Origin of the sequence: Aquiflexum lacus, from assembly GCF_015476655.1 — a bacterium.
GTDB lineage: Bacteria > Bacteroidota > Bacteroidia > Cytophagales > Cyclobacteriaceae > Aquiflexum > Aquiflexum lacus.
The window spans coordinates 74,577-93,967 of record NZ_JABFHF010000009.1; the positions used below are offsets into that span (position 1 = coordinate 74,577).

Genomic DNA, 19,391 nt, shown 5'->3' on the forward strand with positions numbered 1-19,391 from the left:
ATTTGGGAAATAACGCTATTTCACATTAACTGTATAAGTCAAGGATTTTTAGATTTTTACCATGGGGTAAACATTCAGCCCGTTCCTCAAATTGCCTTAGTTTTTTTCCTCGGAATAACTTAAAATAGGTTCCTATGAAAACATCCTTGGTAACCATTCTTGTCGCATTCCTTTTTGTTTCAGAAGCCCTTAGCCAATCGGTTTACATTTTGCTTGACCAATCCTCCATAGAGGCAAATTATGCTGTAGAAAAACTAAAGCCTGAATTGGTTTCCCAAAAGTATGAGTTGATTTCTCAACCAAAAAATTACGATTATTTGATCAACTTGGGGATAGCCTCCTCCCAAATAGGTCCTGAATCCTTTGAGATAAAAACTGAAGGCAATAAAATATCAGTCTTAGGTGGAGATGCAAGAGGATTGATTTATGGAACACTTTCCTTGGCTGAATCATTGAGAAACGGCGCATCATTAGGGGAAATTGGTTTCAAAAGCGAAAAACCTCATTTCCCCTTAAGGGCTATCAAACACAATACTTCATGGTATTCCTACAGGCCGAGTTCTGCGCTTGACCTACATACCGAAACCCTGAAAGATGTCAAATACTGGGAGGCATTTTTGGATATGATGGTAGAAAACAGGTTCAACTCTCTTTCAATTTGGAACCTGCATCCTTTTGTGTTTATGATCAAGCCCAAGAATTTTCCTGAGGCAAGCCCCTTCAATGATAAGGAAATGGAAGAGTGGAAAAAACTTCACAAATCCATTTTCAGAATGGCCAAAGAAAGGGCCATCGAAACCTACATCATTCCCTTTAATATTTTCGTCAGTCATGAATTTGCCAATGCTCATAATATCGCACTTGAGAATGTATATCCACATTATTATGTAACCGGCGATACCTCAGAATTGGTCAAAAGATACACGAGGGAAAGTGTGACACAGCTACTTCAGGAGTACCCTGAACTGACTGGATTTGGACTGACACTTGGCGAAGGTATGGCGGGGATGAATCCTCAACAGCGTGAGGATTGGATGTTTGAGACTTATATTGAGGGGATGAGACTGGCGGGAAGACCGTCTAAATTGGTTCACAGGATTCCTTTTTCAAGCACTACGGAATCTTTGGGGGCTACGAGTGTTGAATTAGAACAGTTAACAAGAAAAGCCATAGAAAGAGAAGCAAAGTTGGATTTTATTGATGGGCCGATTTGGGCGGATTTAAAATACAATTGGTCGCATGCACATTCGACTCCTAAACTTGTAAAGGTTCACGGAGGAGAAATGTTCGATACTTTTTACAACCCCTTGCCTGAGGGGTTTAAAATTACCTATACCGCTAGAAATGAGGATTTCTTTGCATTGAGGTGGGGAGTCCCACAATTTGTCAGGGATCATATTGCCGAGAATAGTCAGCCCTATGTTGGGGGATATTTTGTTGGTTCGGAAAGCTATATTCCAGCCAAAGATTATTTTACAGCTGTGGAAGGCCCTGTTGATTGGGATTTTGCTTTCCAAAGGCAATGGCTTTTTTATAAACTTTGGGGCAGGTTGTTATATAATCCCGATACCCCTGACGAAGTTTTTGCAGCGACCTATGTAAAAAAATTCGGAGCAGATGGGAGTAAATTATTGGAAGCAATGTCTTTGGCTTCTTCTACCCAATTGAAAATCGGTTCCCTTTATGATTCAAGGTGGGACTTTACACTGTATGGAGAAGGGTTGATGGCTTTGGTTGGAGATACTACAAAGTATATTTCCGCAGACATTCTGATCAATCAGCCCACTCTTGACCCGGATTATGTATCCGTTAAAGATTATATCTCTGCGGTTAAAACAGGAAAGAAATTTGAGCCAGCTATAATCACTCCTCTGATTTTGATAAGCCTATTGGAAAAGGATTGCCAAATGGCTTTGGACCTTATCAAAAATATTGAACCCAAACAGAACAATGCTTTGATGTATGAATTGGCCGATATCAAAATCTGGGCAAACTTAGGCTTACACCTTGCCGAAAAACTCAAAGGATCTATTTCCCTTGAATCTTATAGGGAAGGACTTGGAAATAACCACAAAGCTGAAGCGGTTTCCTCATTTACCAATGCTTTGCAATATTGGGATGAGATCATTGCCATCTCAAGGCCGATATACAAAGACATGCCCCTGACCCATTACAATGGGAGCAGTCATGATCGAAATGATGATAACCTGTTCCATTGGGCTTTGATCAGGGATGAAGTGGCACATGATATTGAAATAGCAAGATCGGCAACTTTATTAAAACCTTAAATTGAAAAAAACTAGTTTCTTACCAATAACTTAATGATAGAATTTCCATTAACCCATATCCACCACCCCCATGCCCAAAAACCTCTTTCCGCCTTTACATCCATTACAAGTTGGTCTTTGGAATAGGTACTATTTGGAATGGGATAAACTCTCGAGGTGAAAGGTTTCAGTAAAACCAAAAGGAAAACTCGGTAAACTTAATCTAGTCCTTAATTCAACAAGATGATAAACGAAGAAAAGTATTCATCAATCTTTAGATCAAATGTTATAAGCATACCCTCCCAATATGGAGATCCAAAACCGAAGATTCCTATCGCAAATGGCTAAACAGAAAATAAAAACTTTAACCTACCATGAAGACATTTCAACAGCTGTATAAACTATTTGCAAGATTATTCATCCTCAGTGCAATATTCCTTAATCTTCCGGTTATGCCTGTATTTGCCCAAAATGAAAAACCTAACATTTTGCTTATTGCTATAGATGATCTGAACGATTGGGTAGGGCACTTGAAGGGACACCCTATGGTTCAGACTCCCAACATAGACCGATTGGCAGCCAGTGGAATTGCATTTACAAATGCCCACGTACAAGCCCCATTATGTAACCCATCAAGATCAAGTATATTGACGGGTTTGAGACCAACCACCACCGGGATATATGCCTTGGGACCTTGGTTCAGAGACCTGGAAGGTTATAAGGACCTCGTCACGCTTCCACAATATTTTGAGAAGAACGGTTATGAAACCATGGCGACGGGCAAAATATTTCACGATGCTTTTCCACCAAAAGAAGAAAGAAGAAATGGAACGGAATTTAGTGTTTGGGGATTTCATGGCGGGTTTTTCCCGAGGCCAGAAGAACCATTTGTAAAAAATACAGGGCACCCCTTGGTCGATTGGGGAGTTTATCCCGAAACAGATTCCCTACAGGATGATTGGAAAGTTACAGATTGGGCTATTGACCAATTGGAAAACAGACCAGAAAACAAACCCTTTTTCCTTTCTGTTGGAATCAGACATCCGCATTTACCGTTATATGCTTCACAAAAATGGTTTGATCTTTATCCCGAGGAGAACCTGCTTTTACCCGAAACCAGGGCTGAAGACAGGGAAGACATTCCTCCTTTTTCATGGTATCTGCACTGGGATCTTCCTGAACCAAGAAGGGCCTGGCTTGAAATGAACCATCAATGGAAACCTAAAGTACGGGCCTATTTGGCAAGTATAAGTTTTGCCGATATGCTGGTAGGTAGGTTGTTGGATACATTGGAGAAAGAGGGCTTAACTGAAAATACCATTGTGGTGTTGTTTTCTGATCATGGATACCATTTAGGCACAAAAGGAATTACAGGAAAAAATTCGCTTTGGCATGAATCAACAAGGGTACCCTTTATTTTTTCAGGACCAGGAATACCTGAAAAAGGAAAGCTAAATGATGTTCCGGTGGAACTGCTTGATCTTTATCCCACATTGGTCGCCCTAGTTGGATTACCAAATAAAGATGGACTCGATGGTCGGTCCCTTATGCAACTCCTTACGGATATCGCGTATAAACGTGAATCTCCGGCTATCTGTACCCATGGTCCTGATAATCATGTGGTCGTAACTGAGGAATGGCGTTTCATCCAATATGCGGACGGTTCCAGAGAACTTTATGACAGAAAAAATGATCAAAATGAATGGCACAATCTAGCTATATTGGAAGATTATATTCCTACAATGGATAAGCTTTCTAATTATTTGCCAAAAAGTGCAAAACCGGCACCTGGCAGCAAAACGAGACTGATAGAAATGATTGATGGAATGCCTTATTGGGAAGGGAAAATAATTCCTCATGGGGCAAAAGTTCCAATGAAGTTTGATTAACGCTTGTTTCAATCGGCAACCTAAATTTGTTTATTTAACCTTGATAAATCCATAAAACTTATACCAATGAAATTCTATTTAAGCATCACCTGCATTTTTCTGTTGTTTTCTTTTAACTCGTGTAAAGAGGCCACTGATTTAAACCTCTATCAGTCCGACCTCATCATTTACGGAGGAACCTCTGCTGCCATCACCGCAGCCGTCCAAGCCAAAAAGATGGGCAAATCAGTCATCGTGGTATCGCCTGACATCCATTTGGGGGGATTGTCGGCGGGAGGGCTTGGATTTACCGATACCGGGGACAAATCTGTTATCGGGGGCTTGGCCAGGGAGTTTTACCACAGGATCTATATGCATTACCAGAATAATGATGTGTGGAAATGGCAGAAAAAGGATGAATACGGCAATGTGGGGCAGGGGACACCGGCCATTGATGGGAATGCCCGGACCATGTGGATTTTTGAACCTCATGCCGCAGAAAAAGTTTTTGAGGATTTTGTTTCAGAATATGATATCCAAGTCCATCGGGATGAATGGTTGGATAGAGAAAATGGGGTCCAAATGGAAAATGGCAAGATCACAGCCATCACCACCCTTTCCGGAAAAACCTTCAAAGGAAAAATGTTTATCGATGCCACTTATGAAGGGGATTTGATGGCTGCTGCAGGAGTCAGTTACCATGTGGGTAGGGAATCCAATGAAACTTATGGAGAAACATGGAATGGGGTGCAGTTTGGCGTATTCCAGCATAGGCATTATTTCTACGAGCCTATCAGTCCTTATGTGATTTCAGATGATCCTTCAAGCGGCCTGCTACCCGAGATTTCTGATGCCCAATTGGCAGAAAACGGTACAGGAGACAGTAAAGTACAGGCCTATAATTTCCGTATGTGCCTCAGCCAACATCCAGAAAATAGAGTTCCTTTTCCCAAACCCGAGGGATATGACCCTTCCCGTTATGAATTATTGGCAAGGGTGTATGAAACCGGATGGAATGAGACTTTTGATAAATTTGACCCCATCCCAAACCTGAAAACGGACACCAACAACCATGGCCCTTTCAGTACTGATTATATCGGGAAAAATTATGCTTATCCGGAAGCCACTTATGAGGAGCGCAAAGCTATCATCAAGGAGCATGAGGACTATCAAAAGGGCCTCATGTATTTTTTGGCCAATGATACCAAAGTTCCCGAAACAGTAAGAAATAAGATGAATAAATGGGGTTTGGCAAAAGATGAGTTTACGGACAACGGCAATTGGCCCCATCAGATTTACGTCAGGGAGGCAAGGAGATTGATAGGGGATTATGTGATGACCGAGCATGATGTTTTGGTAGCCAAACAGGTTCCAAAACCCATTGGTATGGGTTCATATGCCTTGGATTCCCACAATATTCAGCGCATTGTAACAGCCGAGGGATATGTCCAGAATGAGGGAGATATTGGTGTCAAACCTAAGGAACCATACAGTATTTCCTATGGCACTATTATTCCCAAAAAACAGGAATGCGAGAACTTATTGGTTGCTGTTTGTGTCTCAAGCTCCCATACCGCTTTTGGATCTATACGGATGGAACCGGTTTTTATGATATTGGGCCAGTCTGCTGCTACGGCTGCAGCTTTGGCAATAGATGGAGATCTTGCTGTTCAGGATTTGCCTTATGAAAAATTACAGGAAAGACTGAAAGCAGATGGACAGGTGATGGTGTTAGAGGAAAGGTTGTAGATCGGTTTAAATCAGAAATATTACAGGAAGTTTATTTGTTGAGACAAAATATATGATCTAAATTAAAAGTTCATGAAAACACCTGACCCAAAATCACTTGCCATTGCATTTTTGCTATTAATCGGATCGGCCACATTGCCTTGCTTTGCCAATGCCGATAAGGAAAAAGAGAAAGCAGATCCACCGAACATCATCGTGATATTCGCAGATGATCTGGGCTATGGAGACCTGGGGGTCTTCGGTCACCCCAGCTACAAAACGCCCAACCTGGACAGGATGGCCTATGAGGGACAAAAATGGACGAATTTCTATGTAGCTGCACCCGTATGTACGCCCAGCCGTGCAGGCCTGCTTACGGGCAGGTTGCCCATCCGGTCCGGTATGAGCAGTGACAAAAGAAGGGTATTGTTTCCCGACTCCAACGGAGGACTTCCCCAAACAGAAGTCACCATCGCCAAGGCCTTAAAAGAGAGTGGTTACCAAACTGCTGCGGTGGGCAAATGGCATCTGGGCCATCAGTCACCATACCTTCCTACCGACCATGGTTTTGACAGCTATTTTGGCATACCCTATTCCAATGACATGGACAAGGTGGAGAAAAAAGACCACTTTACCTTGGCTGAAAATGAAAGATATCAGGCCTACAATGTGCCTATTTTAAGGGATGATAAAGAAGTCGAAAGGCCTGCCGACCAAAGAACCATCACCAAGCGCTATACCGAAGAAGTAGTAGGGAAAATCCATAGTCTAAAAGATAATGGCCCTTTCTTCATTTACCTGGCCCATTCCCTTCCCCATATACCCTTGTTCCGGTCTGAGGAATTCAAGGATGTCTCTGTAGGAGGATTTTATGGAGATGTGATAGAGGAAATCGACTGGTCAGTAGGGCAGATCCTGGAAACCTTAAAGCAGGTAGGGATAGCTGAAAATACGCTGGTAGTATTTACCTCGGACAACGGCCCTTGGCATACTTTCAAAACCCATGGTGGAACAGCAGGTTTGCTGAGGGGTGCCAAAGGGGGAACCTTTGAAGGGGGCATGCGTGTGCCCACGATTTTTTGGTGGCCTGGAAAAATCCGGCCGGCAGTAGTGTCGGACATGGGGACCACTATGGATTTAATGCCGACCTTTTGTGCCCTTTCGGGTACCAAACTTCCTGATGACCGCATATATGATGGCTATGACATGACACCGTTGCTAATGGGAACAGGAGCGGGAGTTAGAGAGACGGTCTTCTATTACCATGGACAGCAGATTTATGCTATCCGCAAGGGTGCTTTTAAAGCCCATTTCATTACCCAGTTGGAATATGGCAACCCAACAGCCCATCCGGTCACCAATCCTCCGATTGCCTTGGAAAGTAGTGCTACCATTTTGGATGAGCCCTTGCTCTATAACCTCAATGTGGATCCGGGAGAAAGGTTCAATATTGCTGCAGATCACCCTGAGGTGATATTAGAAATCAGAAAGATAATGGCAGAGCACAAAGCCAGCCTGGTGCCGGTGGAAAACCAACTTGAAAAATGATGTGGAAACATGAAGAAAGCTAATAAATTTATTTTTCTTTCAATCTCCCTTATCGCGATAGGGATGACATATTCCTGTCAAACCACCCAAAAAGAAACCACCACTACCAATCTTCCAAATATCATCTATATCCTTGCGGATGACATGGGGTATGGAGATGTTTCTTCTTTTAACCCTGAGTCTAAAATTATCACCCCTCATATAGACAGGTTGGCCAATAATGGGGTAAAATTCACGGATGCCTATACCAGTTCTGCGGTTTGCACACCTACGCGGTACGGGATCTTGACGGGCAGGTATAATTGGCGCTCTGAACTGAAATCCGGTGTTCTTAGCGGGTATTCCCCACCCTTGATAGATTCGGAAAGACTGACGGTCGGTAAGATGCTTAAGGATAAAGGATACCATACAGGTTTTGTCGGCAAATGGCATTTGGGATGGGATTGGCATTTTGAAGCGGAGCAGGTGAATTTAAATGATCTTGGGAAAAATTTTGAAATTGATTATACAAAGCCGGTCAAAAATGGCCCTAATGAAAGGGGTTTTTCCTATTCTTATGGCTTCAGTGGTTCACTTGACATGCCTCCTTATGTATATGTAGAAAACGGAAGAGTGACAGCGCTTCCCGATAGGGAAACGGTAAATGTGGACGCTAAGGCCTTTTGGAGAAGAGGGCAGACAGGGAGTGATTTTGACCATGTACAGGTTTTGCCTCATTTGACCGATAAAGCTGTTCAATATATCGTGGATCATTCAGGGGACAGTAGGCCCTTCTTTCTATATTTTGCGCTCCCTGCGCCCCACACCCCGATTTTGCCGATAACAGAATTTATGGGAAAAAGTAACACTAATTTATATGGGGATTTTATGTTACAGGTGGATGATGTAGTGGGATGTATCACTAAGGTATTGGAAGAGCAAGGATTGCTGGAAAATACCCTATTGATTTTTACCAGTGACAATGGATGCTCTCCAACTGCAAACTTTCCAGAGCTTTTGAAAGTGGACCATCATCCATCTTATATCTTTAGAGGCCATAAGGCCGACATTTTTGAAGGAGGACTCAGGGTACCTTTTATAGTCCATTGGCCTGAAAAAATCATCTCCCCCAAATCTTCTGATGCCATGATCTCTACCACCGATTTCATGGCTACTGTAGCTGAAATTACTTCATATCCCATACCTCCAAATGCCGCCGAAGACAGCTTTAGTTTTTTAGATGTTTTGGGAGATAAACCAACCTTGACTGAAAGACCTCAAGTGGTACTCCACTCCATTGAGGGTCGTTTTGCCATCCGAAAGGATCATTGGAAGCTTATTCTTTGGCCAGGTTCAGGGGGATGGAGTGATCCGAAATCCAACGAGGGGCTTAACAACCTTCCCCCCATGCAATTGTATGACCTCAAAAAGGATCCGGGTGAAACACAAAATCTTATTGACCAATACCCTCAAGTGGTCAGCCAACTAAGGGAGGAACTAATCCGCTTGATTCAAGACGGAAGGAGCACTCCCGGCCCTAAACAAATAAACGATGGGCCGAAAATTTGGGATCAGGTAAAATGGATTCTTGAATGATAATTGAGCCAACTTATGAATTGAATTTCAACCTTTGGCACCGACTTTGTTTTTATTCAACGAAATAAAACAAATTAACATGGAAATTTTTATAGGTGTAGCTATTGTAGGTTTACTGATTGCATTGATTTTTTTACCGATAGTATATTTCACAAGAAGAAGTTCTGACATCAGGCTGTTGGGAGATGATATGGAAGTTCGTTATCCAATGCGGGAAAAGGTAATTACCTTAAACCAAGAATTGAAAAGTTGGAATGTACAGGAAGCAAATTTCCTCTGGATAGGTAAGGTTTATTCCATTAACCTTGAGCTTGAAAGTGGTAAGTGGCACCATGTTAACACCAGGTTCAACAGGGACACCTTTGAGAAAATTTATACTTACTTAGAGAGCACTTATTCCGATAGAAGAAAAAAAGACATGAAATGACATGTCTCTACCACCCATTTGATGGCTTTTTTGGCTGAAATCCTATCAGATCTTCGGTTGGACTTGAATATGTTGGATAGCATAATACGAAATCGATTGCATGACTAAAAAACCTTTGATATTCCGATTAATTTATTTTGATTTATATTCAAACAATACCTTTTCCTAAAATCTGAAATAGGGTTTTTAAATATGTACTGTAAAGTATTTAAATATGCCATTCCAAATAAACAGACGCGATTTTATCCAAAGAAGCCTAGTCGCAGGCATTGGAATCAGCGCATTAAATCCCCTGGTCGGTTTTGATCACAAAAACCGTTCAGCCATGAAATTTGGTTTGGTTACCTACCAATGGGGTAGGGACTGGGATTTAAAAACATTGATTGCCAACTGTGAAAAATCAGGGGCCTTGGGTGTGGAACTCAGGACCCAGCATGCGCATGGTGTTGAAACAGCCCTGAATCCTGCTGAGAGGCTGGAAGTGAAACAACGCTTTGCTGACAGTCCGGTGACCTGTCTTGGATATGGCAGCAACTTTGAGTACCATAGTCCGGATCCTATCAAGCTCCAAGAGAACATCATTCAGACAAAAAACTATATCAAGCTCTGCCATGACATAGGGGCCACAGGTATCAAAGTAAAGCCCAATACCCTTCCGGAAGGCGTTGCCAAAGAAAAAACCATTGCACAGATTGCAGAATCCCTTAATGAAGTGGGAAAGTATGCACAGGATTATGATCAGTTGATCAGGGTTGAGGTCCACGGACACCTCACGCAGGAATTGCCCAATATGAAAGCTATTTTTGACCAGGTCACAGAAGCCAATGTGAAAATATGTTGGAACTGCAATGACGAAGACCTCTTACCTCCGGGGTTGGAAGAAAATTTCAATATGGTCAAAAAATGGCTGGGCGATACAGTCCACGTGCGAGAATTCAACGAAGGCGTTTATCCTTATCAAGAGCTCTTCAATCTTTTTGAGGGGATAAACTATGAAGGATGGATTTTGATGGAAGCCCGGACTGAACCCGCAGATCGGGTGAAGGCTCTAAAAGAGCAGGCTGCTATGCTTGATAAGTTATTGGCCAATTCAAAAGAACGATAATCAGCTCAAAATAATACTCAAAGTGAAATAGGATTATCTGCAATTATTTAAGTCTAAAGGGATTGGATTATGCAAAACCTTAAATTGTGAGATCTGAAGCGCATTGGATATATAAAACTTCTAACTATCAAAATAAACCTAATAACCATGAAACTTAATAACTCAAGGAGGGACTTTATAAAGAAGTCTGCTTTATCTACCGCCGGCATCAGCATGGGGGCTTTGGCCTTTCCTGCAAGCAGCTATAGCCGTATCATCGGAGCCAATGACAGGGTAAATGTCGGCATTGTCGGTTTTTCCGGCAGGGCCAAAGGGGCACTGATTCCAGCCATGTTGAAGCACTCCGGTGAAATGAATTTTGAATTTACGGCTGTTTCGGATATCTGGAATAGAAGAAGGGATGAATGTGTAGCCTACGTGCATGAAAAGAGCGGGAAAACCATTCAAACTGCCCGCAACAACGAAGAACTGTATGACCGCAAAGATGTGGATGTGGTGATCATCAGCACAGCAGATTTTCAGCATGCACTTCATTGCAAGGAGGCCGTAGAGGCAGGAAGAGATGTGTATGTAGAAAAACCCTTTGCCGAAACCATGGAAGACAACCGGGCAGCAAGAGCGGCGGTGGAAAAGACCGGTAAAATTGTACAGGTAGGTTCTCAAAGAAGAAGCGGTTCCAATTACCATGCAGCCAATGAATTTATCCGGTCAGGAAAATTCGGGGACATTGTCATGGTGGAAATGAGTTGGAATGTCAATCAGCCGGGTAGATGGCGCCTTCCGCAATTGACCAAAGAAATCAGAGAGGAGGATACAGACTGGACAAGATTCCTGATGAACAGGCCATACGAAGCTTGGAATCCAAGAAAATACCTGGAATATCGCTTGTTTTGGCCCTATTCCTCCGGTATCCCCGGACAATGGATGGCGCATCAGATTGATACAGTCCATTGGTTTACAGGAATTAATCACCCTAGAAGTGTAGCTGCCAATGGTGGCATCTACCTTTGGAAAGACGGTAGAGAGAATTTTGATACCATGACAGCAGTTTTTGATTATGGACCATTGGATGACAAATCAAAAGGTTTTCAGGTCGTTTATTCCTCAAGGTTTACCAACTCAGCCGGGGGGACCAAAGAAATCTACTATTCCAATGGTGGAGAATTGAACCTGGATACCAATATGGTGACTCCAAGAGGTGGCTTGAGTGCCGGACATGCCAAAGGCATGGGTATGGAACCCAATTTATTGCCTGAAATGACTTTGGCAGAGGCTGTCCAAGTGGAAACAGGGGCGGATACCGGGGTGGATGACATGACTTCTGCCCACATGAGAAATTGGATGGAATGTGTCAGAAGCAGGAAAAAACCCAATGCAGATGTAATGGCGGGGTACAATCATTCTATTGCCAATATCATGACCACAGCTGCTTTGAGAACCGGAAAGTTTGTGACCTTCGATGAAAAGAATCAGGAAGTCCTGGCAGGTGGAGAAGTGTTTAAATATTAATTTTATCATGAGATATAGTCATTTAAATATCTACCGGTCTATTGGCTACGTATTCATTGCCTATTTCATCATGGCCTGCTCAGGAGAGAAAAGGGAATCAAATGCTGAAGCGGAAAGTGTTTCCGTGGAAGAAAAGGTGAAAATCGAGTTGGTAAGAAAGGATGCAGACAAAAAAGTAGAGGTGTTGTTCAATGGAGAACTCTTTACTGCCTACCTGTATCCTGAAACCATTGCCAAGCCAGTATTGTATCCATTAAAATCCGCTCAGGGTGGATTATTGACCCGAGGTTACCCTTTGGAACCCAGGTCAGGGGAGCGTGTTGACCATCCCCACCACATAGGTTTGTGGCTCAATTATGGAGATGTCAATGGCCTAGATTTTTGGAACAATTCGGACGCCATTCCTGCTGATAAAATGGGTAGTTATGGATCAATTATTCACAGGGAAATCAATAATATAAGCAGTGGTGATGATAAGGCTGAACTGGAAGTTACCTCAGACTGGATTGGTCCCAAAGGAGAAGTTTTGCTAACGGAAAACACTGTTTTTATTTTCAGTATAGAAGGAAATAAAAGGATAATTGACCGCATTACCGAACTGACTGCCGGGGAAAAAGAGGTTTCATTCAAGGACAATAAGGAAGGGATGCTGGGCATACGCCTGGCGCGGGAACTTGAACATCCTGCCGATAAAGCAGAAATCTTCACCGATGCCAGTGGGCAAGTGACGGATGTACCCACCATGAACAATGAAGGGGTAACCGGAATGTACCATAGCAGTGAGGGGCTCAAAGGCCATGATGTCTGGGGAACCCGGGCCAAATGGATGAATCTCACCGGAGAAATCAGTGGAGAGAAAGTTTCATTGGCTATCTTCGACCATCCTGATAATGTTGGCTATCCTACCTACTGGCATGCGAGGGGATACGGTCTCTATGCTGCCAATCCTTTGGGGCAAAAAGCCATGAGCGGCGGAAAGGAAGAACTTAATTTCAAGCTTAATGCAGGAGAATCTGTCACCTTCAGGCACCGAATTGTGGTCTATTCAGGTATTCATGCTTCAGATGAAATGGTTGAAGCAGATTTCGGGGGTTTTAAAGGGAACTGAATGGATGTGATTTGATACGAAATGGTATAATCAAAATTGATTTCCAACTTTCTAGCCAAGCTGTTATTTGATTTGATTGCCCAGCTGATTTATGGAATTGTAGGCAAATCTGCATCGTACCTTTTCTTTTTAATCGACTTGAATTTAACTTAATACAAAATCTTAAAGGGATTTCTTGAACGGAATCCCTTTACTTTTTTCCGAAAACTGCCACCACCGGAAAGTGATCAGACAGTCTTTCTGTTTCTCCATAATTGATGATTTCTGCATGGATAACGCTATCCTCAAAATATGGACTTGCCAGGATATAATCTATCCTTTTTTGAAAGGTAGCTATTTCAAATGGGGCCATATGTCCTGTTACCAATGGAGTTGGGAAGGATTTTAAATTGGAATCTGCAACTTTTTGCTTGACCACATCAATCAGTGGCATGGAAAAGAATTTTGACATCACACTGTAATCAATCATATTATTCCTCAGGTTGACAAAAGCCTCTTTACCTTTCTCAGCCAACCGAACACTATCAGCTTTTTGGGCCAATTTAAGCTCTGTAGGGTTGCTTTTATCAAAGTTGATGTCGAATGGACTATGGGCATTGAAATCCCCCAACACCATATATTTTTCCTGTCCGGTTTGTATCAATACATTTTCTATATACTCTGAGAGTAATTCAGCTTCCCTTCTTCTAAACTGCCAATCCTGGGGACTAAGGTGGACCACCAGAAAGTCTATCCCCTGTGTTTGGGCATGTAACATACCATGCCACATTCCACCGATCATTTTTGTTTTCAGCAACAAAGGTGTTTTGGAAGTGATGCCTATTGGGTAACCGTCTTCTTTTAGCAGCATGGAATAAGGATGTCCCCATTGGGACGCAAGAGCCTGCAATTTTTCGGGTGTGAAATCATTCAGTTCCTGGAATCCGATCACATCGGCATCCTGTTCCTGTAGCCATTTGACCATGGCAGATTCTCTTTCCTTGTCTTTTCCCCATTCAAATCCATTCCAGATATTATAACTCATCACTTTGATTTGGTCCGATTGCGCGATTACCTGAATATTGAAAGAAAAAGCGATCAGGAGAAAGATAATATTCTTGTTCATGACTTTTTTTATGATTTGTTTGAAGGCGTAGCAATAATTTCAATTAAAGATAAGGACTTGCATCGGCAAATGGGGAATAATTCTTCCGTAAAGATTCCATTTGGTAAAATAAGGATTGGACAAAGCCTTGTATAATGTTAGATTGTATCAAAAATCAATTTCAAATCAAAAAGGCAATTACAATCAAAATAATAAACAAATGGAGGTAAAGAAAAATCACAAAATAGTAGGGAGAAGAGAGGTATTAAAGGGATTGGGCTTCGGGTCAGCTGTGGGGGCATTGGGGATATTTGGAGGCCTACCTGATGCATCTGCCAAGGAAATGAAAGAAACCCCTTCCTATGCCAAAGGAATGGAACCCATCACCATCAAAAGTGTTAAGGCCATAACCACAAGACCGAGTGGTTCCAATTTGATTGTCGTGAAAGTTGAAACCTCCGAACCCGGCCTGTACGGTTATGGATGCGCTACTTTTACCCAAAGGGCTTTTGCGGTCCTGCCTGCCATAGAATACCTGAATGAGTTTTGTGAAGGAAAAGATGTGGACAACATCGAAGACATGTGGCAATCTGCTTATGTGAGTTCCTATTGGCGAAATGGCCCTGTACTCAACAATGCCTTAAGTGGTTTGGATCAGGCATTATGGGATATCAAAGGGAAGCGGGCCAATATGCCGGTTTACCAATTGTTGGGTGGAAAATGTCGTTTTGCCATTCCATGCTATGCCCATGCCAATGGAAAGACACCGGAGGAAGTAGCGGTAGATGTTCAGAAATTTATGGATCAAGGTTACAAATATGTCCGAATCCAGCAAGGTGGTTATGGAGGGGCAGGGATTACCGGAACCCCTGATTTTAAAAAGGCAGGATTTGCAAAGGAAACAGATGGGTATATGGACCAAAGGGTTTATCTACAATCAGTACCCAAAATGTTTGAAGTGGTCAGAAAAGTATGTGGGGCTGAAGTGGAACTTCTGCATGATATCCATGAAAGGGTCAGGCCCATAGACGCCATCAATCTCATCAAAAATGTCGAACAATTTGATCCCTTTTTTATTGAAGACCCCTTTTCTCCTGAAAATATGGAATGGTTCAAACAACTCAGAGCGACCACTTCAGTACCAATAGCCATGGGAGAGTTGTTCAATAATGTCAATGAATTCAAAAATCCCATGGTGAATCATTGGTTTGATTATATCCGGATACACGTTTCCCAGATAGGGGGGTTGACGCCTGCGATGAAAGTTGCCCGGCTTGGGGAATTCTATGGCATCGACACCGCTTGGCACGGACCAGGAGACGTTTCTCCGGTCGGTCATGCGGCTCAGGCCCATATGGACTATGCCATTTGGAATTTTGGGATACAGGAAGCTGCACAATTTTCAGATCAGTTAAGAGAAGTCTTCCCGGGTTGCCCGACCATGAACAATGGATACATGTCTGTCAATGAAGCTCCGGGATTTGGTGTGGAGGTCAATGAAAAAGTAGCAGCCAAATATCCCATGACTACCAAATCCAGCTGGACAATCCGAAAAGCAGATGGGACGATAATAAAGCCTTGAGGTTCTTTGGCATGTTAATTGGATCATTGTTTAACTAAGTTACTTAGCAATCGTTTTTAATTAAGTACCAAATAAAATAAAATGAACACTTCAAGATATTTCCATTTCGCATTTTTTTTGGCTTTATTATTCAATTTTTCCTGTTTTCAGGAAATGGAAAATGATGATCAGGAGCCTGTTGACAACGGTCCAATTATCCTAAAGGAAGCGTTCCCCAGCCTTACTTTTAATAGACCTGTTGATTTCCAACATGTAGGAGACAGGATTTTCATTGCGGAGCAAAGAGGGTTAATCTCTGTTTTTCAAAATAACATTGAGGTAGAAGAAAAATCTGTTTTCCTGAACATAGAATCAAGGGTAAACGACCAAGGAAATGAGGAAGGACTTTTGGGATTGGCTTTTCATCCGGATTATGAAAATAACGGTTTCTTTTTTGTGAATTATACTGCCACATCTCCAAGACGCACAGTCATTTCCCGTTTTCAGGTTTCTGCTTCCGATCCCAACAGGGCAAACGAAAGCAGCGAACTGGTGATTTTGGAAATTCCACAACCCTTTTCCAATCATAACGGAGGGCAATTGTCATTTGGTCCTGATGGATATTTATACATTGCCTCGGGAGACGGTGGTTCAGGTGGAGATCCGCAAAACCATGGGCAAAGACTTGAAACTTTATTGGGAGCTATTTTAAGGATAGATATCGATGCCCAGGATAATGGTAGAAATTATGCCATCCCTGCAGACAATCCATTTGTGAATAATCAGGAGGGAGTCAAAGAAGAAATTTATGCCTATGGTTTGAGAAATCCATGGCGCTTTAGTTTTGATTCCCAGACCAATGACCTTTGGACAGGTGATGTGGGCCAGAACCGGGCAGAGGAGATTGATATCATCACCATAGGAGGGAATTATGGTTGGAGAACCATGGAGGGTTTCAGTTGTTTCAATCCTGCCAGTGGATGCGACCAAGAAGGGCTGGAATTACCCATTTTGGAATATACCCACACAAATGGTGACAGGTCGGTTACAGGAGGATTTGTATATAGAGGAACCGAAGTATCAGAATTGCAAGGTTTATATGTTTATGCAGATTTTGTCTCAGGAAGAATCTGGACAATGGATTTCAGTGACTTTGATAACCCTGTAAACACTGAACTGATGAGGGCCAATTTTTCCGTTTCATCCTTTGGAATAGACCAGTCTAATGAATTGTACCTATGTGGATTTGATGGGAAGATTTATAAGTTTGGATATGAATGATCCTAATTCAAATCCTATGTAGACATATGATTGCCTATTAGGTTAGGAAACTATTTACTAAAATTAAACCTCTCAAAACAATCTAGGTAAAGTTAAATTTAACCTCGATATTATCTCTTTTTTGATATTTTTTTTGTACATTAACCAGATAACCAAAATAATATTGATATGGGAATTGTAAAAGTGATAGAGGTCATTGCAGCCTCTGAAAATGGAATTGAAGACGCAATGCAAATGGCCGTTACAGAAGCTTCGAAGTCCGTCAGAAATATTGATTCAGTATTTGTTAAGGATATAAAGGCACATGTCGAAAACGGAAAAATCACAACATATGGGGTGATTTGTAAGGTATCGTTTAGGGTGGATTAATTTTTGAAAATCTATTACAGCCCTAGTGCTGATCCGTGGATACATAAGAATGGTGTAGAATAACTCCGCACCATTCTTATTTCTGTAATTTTTGATTGAAATGGATAAAGATTCCATTTACCAAAATGGTAATTTAAAAATTCTAAAAAATGTCTGTTCAAATTTCACTAGCATCTTGCCTTGCTGCTGATTTTTTTCCAATTTGAGTATAGCAATAAACCACAGACCCATGACCTCCCAAAAAAACCTTGCTCTTTTCACCATACTTTTCCTCTTTTTATCCCAAACCACCTTTTCCCAAATTCTAGACAAACCCAATATCCTGTGGATATCCGTGGAAGATATCGGGCCTATGTTGGAAGCTTATGGGGATAATAGCATCAAAACACCAAATATTGACCGCTTGGCCAAAGAGGGAATTACCTATACCCATGCCTATTCCACAGTGGGTGTTTGTGCCCCAAGTCGCAGCAGTATCATTACGGGGATGTATCCGGTGAGTATTGGTTCACACAATATGCGGACAGGACCGCACTATGCTTTCCGTGAACCTGAGAATGAAACCTACAAGGATTATTATGGACAGAAGGACACCAAAGGCAGAAATGTACCCGAATATGCTACAGTCCCGCCTCCCTTTGTCAAATGCTTTACCGAATACTTGAGGGCAGCAGGCTATTACACTTCCAATAATGCCAAAACAGATTACCAGTTCAATTCCCCCATTACGGCTTGGGATGAAATCGGAAGGGAAGCCACCTATAAAAACCGAGCTGAAGGCCAACCTTTCTTTGCGGTATTCAACCATGAAATTACCCATGAGTCCAGGATTTTTATGAAAAAAGAAGATCCTATGTTGGCGGACAAAAGCAAGGTCAGCGTTCCAAACTACTTTCCTGAACTGCCTGTTGTCCGTCAGGATGTCGGCCGGGCTTATTCCAATATTATGGAATTGGACAAGCAGGTAGGGGATATGTTGAAATCCTTGGAAGAGGAGGGACTCTTGGATAAGACGATAATTTTCTTTTGGTCAGATCATGCAGGGCCGCTTCTGAGACAAAAAAGAGCTGTAGGCAATTCCGGCTTGCATGTTCCCCTGATCGTGAGAATGCCCTATGGACAGATGGGCGGTACTAAAATTGATGATATTGTTTCCCTGATGGACCTTGGCCCTACGGTCATGTCCTTGGCAGGAATGGCACCACCGGATTATATGCATGGCCGGGCCTTTCTCGGAATTCACAAAACCAAAAATCCACATCAATATGCTTTTGGTTCGGCGGATAGGTTTGATGAGGCCGTGGACATGAGCAGATCGGTCATGGATGGACGGTATGTCTATATCAGAAATTTCCGGCCTGAGTTACCATTGATTTATAGGAACGCCTACCGCGAACAGATAGATATGACAAAGGCCATGATAGAAATGGACAAAAGGGGTGAACTGACAGGAGGCGCCGCATATATTTTTATGAAAACCAAACCTGTGGAGGAACTGTATGACCTCAGTTCCGATCCTTATGAAATCCATAATTTGGCTGATTTCCCCGAGCATCAGAACAAACTCAAAGAACTTAGAAATGCACTCTCTGCCTGGCAACTGGAAATCGGTGATTTGGGTTTTGTTCCTGAATATGATTTGGTGAATATGATGTGGCCGGGAATGGTACAGCCCGAAACTGCCCCGGTCAATTTCGAAACTTTAGGTATTCAGCTTTTTCTGACCTCGGCAACCGATGGTGCCAGCATTGCTTACCAAGTAGGAGAGGAGATAGGGGGTAAATATTGGCGGCTATATCATGAGCCTATTCCAGCTGGCAAAAAAGTGGCCGCAAGAGCTGTTAGGATAGGCTACAAAACATCGGCTATTTCACAGTTTCCCGATCAATAAAGGTCTTTAACCGTATGATATATTGAGGTCTGTATTCCTTTGAGGTAATATCAAGCAGATAAGATCTTAA

General features: G+C 42.3%; 14 protein-coding genes. 13 read left to right on the forward strand and 1 reads right to left on the reverse strand.

Going from position 1 to position 19,391, the window contains the following annotated elements; translation table 11 throughout:
• Positions 1–134 precede the first annotated feature (134 nt).
• The 9 genes from HMJ38_RS10120 (at position 135) to HMJ38_RS10160 (ending at position 13,135) form a co-directional block, all read left to right on the forward strand.
• Positions 135–2,288: a beta-N-acetylhexosaminidase family protein gene (locus tag HMJ38_RS10120; protein ID WP_194974275.1), complete on the forward strand. Its 2,154-nt coding sequence runs from the start codon at positions 135–137 to the stop codon at positions 2,286–2,288.
• 353 nt (positions 2,289–2,641) lie between these two features.
• The gene (locus HMJ38_RS10125) at positions 2,642–4,156 is read left to right on the forward strand and encodes a sulfatase (protein ID WP_194974276.1); all 1,515 of its coding nucleotides are present in this window, start codon (positions 2,642–2,644) and stop codon (positions 4,154–4,156) included.
• A 66-nt stretch (positions 4,157–4,222) separates the two neighbouring features.
• Positions 4,223–5,884 (forward strand): FAD-dependent oxidoreductase, encoded by a 1,662-nt coding sequence (locus tag HMJ38_RS10130; protein WP_194974277.1) that lies wholly within the window; start codon positions 4,223–4,225, stop codon positions 5,882–5,884.
• 72 nt (positions 5,885–5,956) lie between these two features.
• Positions 5,957–7,411 (forward strand): sulfatase family protein, encoded by a 1,455-nt coding sequence (locus HMJ38_RS10135; protein WP_194974278.1) that lies wholly within the window; start codon positions 5,957–5,959, stop codon positions 7,409–7,411.
• A gap of 9 nt (positions 7,412–7,420) precedes the next feature.
• The gene (locus HMJ38_RS10140) at positions 7,421–8,986 is read left to right on the forward strand and encodes a sulfatase family protein (protein WP_228779989.1); all 1,566 of its coding nucleotides are present in this window, start codon (positions 7,421–7,423) and stop codon (positions 8,984–8,986) included.
• Positions 8,987–9,065: 79 nt separating this feature from the next.
• Positions 9,066–9,413, forward strand: coding sequence for a hypothetical protein (locus HMJ38_RS10145; RefSeq protein WP_194974279.1), 348 nt, complete (start codon positions 9,066–9,068; stop codon positions 9,411–9,413).
• 214 nt (positions 9,414–9,627) lie between these two features.
• Positions 9,628–10,518, forward strand: a complete 891-nt coding sequence (locus tag HMJ38_RS10150; RefSeq protein WP_194974280.1) for a sugar phosphate isomerase/epimerase family protein — start codon at positions 9,628–9,630, stop codon at positions 10,516–10,518.
• 147 nt (positions 10,519–10,665) lie between these two features.
• The gene (locus HMJ38_RS10155) at positions 10,666–12,027 is read left to right on the forward strand and encodes a Gfo/Idh/MocA family protein (protein ID WP_194974281.1); all 1,362 of its coding nucleotides are present in this window, start codon (positions 10,666–10,668) and stop codon (positions 12,025–12,027) included.
• A gap of 7 nt (positions 12,028–12,034) precedes the next feature.
• Complete coding sequence (locus HMJ38_RS10160; protein ID WP_228779990.1) at positions 12,035–13,135, forward strand: DUF6807 domain-containing protein; 1,101 nt, start codon at positions 12,035–12,037, stop codon at positions 13,133–13,135.
• 190 nt (positions 13,136–13,325) lie between these two features.
• Here HMJ38_RS10160 and HMJ38_RS10165 read toward each other — a convergent pair whose 3' ends face one another.
• Positions 13,326–14,240: an endonuclease/exonuclease/phosphatase family protein gene (locus tag HMJ38_RS10165; RefSeq protein ID WP_194974282.1), complete on the reverse strand. Its 915-nt coding sequence runs from the start codon at positions 14,238–14,240 to the stop codon at positions 13,326–13,328.
• A gap of 199 nt (positions 14,241–14,439) precedes the next feature.
• Here HMJ38_RS10165 and HMJ38_RS10170 point away from each other — a divergent pair, with 199 nt between their 5' ends.
• The 4 genes from HMJ38_RS10170 (at position 14,440) to HMJ38_RS10185 (ending at position 19,321) form a co-directional block, all read left to right on the forward strand.
• Positions 14,440–15,801, forward strand: coding sequence for an enolase C-terminal domain-like protein (locus HMJ38_RS10170; RefSeq protein ID WP_194974283.1), 1,362 nt, complete (start codon positions 14,440–14,442; stop codon positions 15,799–15,801).
• 81 nt (positions 15,802–15,882) lie between these two features.
• Complete coding sequence (locus HMJ38_RS10175) at positions 15,883–17,061, forward strand: PQQ-dependent sugar dehydrogenase (RefSeq protein ID WP_194974284.1); 1,179 nt, start codon at positions 15,883–15,885, stop codon at positions 17,059–17,061.
• A 168-nt stretch (positions 17,062–17,229) separates the two neighbouring features.
• Entirely contained in the window at positions 17,230–17,430 is a 201-nt protein-coding gene (locus HMJ38_RS10180; protein WP_194974285.1) for a dodecin family protein, read from the forward strand.
• 229 nt (positions 17,431–17,659) lie between these two features.
• Complete coding sequence (locus HMJ38_RS10185) at positions 17,660–19,321, forward strand: sulfatase family protein (RefSeq protein ID WP_194974286.1); 1,662 nt, start codon at positions 17,660–17,662, stop codon at positions 19,319–19,321.
• Positions 19,322–19,391: the final 70 nt, after the last annotated feature.

What these genes read in the sequence shown, in the direction of transcription:
- HMJ38_RS10120 (WP_194974275.1), top strand. Translation starts at nt 135, where the DNA reads ATGAAAACATCCTTGGTAACCATTCTTGTCGCATTCCTTTTTGTTTCA.
- HMJ38_RS10125 (WP_194974276.1), top strand. Translation starts at nt 2,642, where the DNA reads ATGAAGACATTTCAACAGCTGTATAAACTATTTGCAAGATTATTCATC.
- HMJ38_RS10130 (WP_194974277.1), top strand. Translation starts at nt 4,223, where the DNA reads ATGAAATTCTATTTAAGCATCACCTGCATTTTTCTGTTGTTTTCTTTT.
- HMJ38_RS10135 (WP_194974278.1), top strand. Translation starts at nt 5,957, where the DNA reads ATGAAAACACCTGACCCAAAATCACTTGCCATTGCATTTTTGCTATTA.
- HMJ38_RS10140 (WP_228779989.1), top strand. Translation starts at nt 7,421, where the DNA reads ATGAAGAAAGCTAATAAATTTATTTTTCTTTCAATCTCCCTTATCGCG.
- HMJ38_RS10145 (WP_194974279.1), top strand. Translation starts at nt 9,066, where the DNA reads ATGGAAATTTTTATAGGTGTAGCTATTGTAGGTTTACTGATTGCATTG.
- HMJ38_RS10150 (WP_194974280.1), top strand. Translation starts at nt 9,628, where the DNA reads ATGCCATTCCAAATAAACAGACGCGATTTTATCCAAAGAAGCCTAGTC.
- HMJ38_RS10155 (WP_194974281.1), top strand. Translation starts at nt 10,666, where the DNA reads ATGAAACTTAATAACTCAAGGAGGGACTTTATAAAGAAGTCTGCTTTA.
- HMJ38_RS10160 (WP_228779990.1), top strand. Translation starts at nt 12,035, where the DNA reads ATGAGATATAGTCATTTAAATATCTACCGGTCTATTGGCTACGTATTC.
- HMJ38_RS10165 (WP_194974282.1), bottom strand. Translation starts at nt 14,240, where the DNA reads ATGAACAAGAATATTATCTTTCTCCTGATCGCTTTTTCTTTCAATATT.
- HMJ38_RS10170 (WP_194974283.1), top strand. Translation starts at nt 14,440, where the DNA reads ATGGAGGTAAAGAAAAATCACAAAATAGTAGGGAGAAGAGAGGTATTA.
- HMJ38_RS10175 (WP_194974284.1), top strand. Translation starts at nt 15,883, where the DNA reads ATGAACACTTCAAGATATTTCCATTTCGCATTTTTTTTGGCTTTATTA.
- HMJ38_RS10180 (WP_194974285.1), top strand. Translation starts at nt 17,230, where the DNA reads ATGGGAATTGTAAAAGTGATAGAGGTCATTGCAGCCTCTGAAAATGGA.
- HMJ38_RS10185 (WP_194974286.1), top strand. Translation starts at nt 17,660, where the DNA reads ATGACCTCCCAAAAAAACCTTGCTCTTTTCACCATACTTTTCCTCTTT.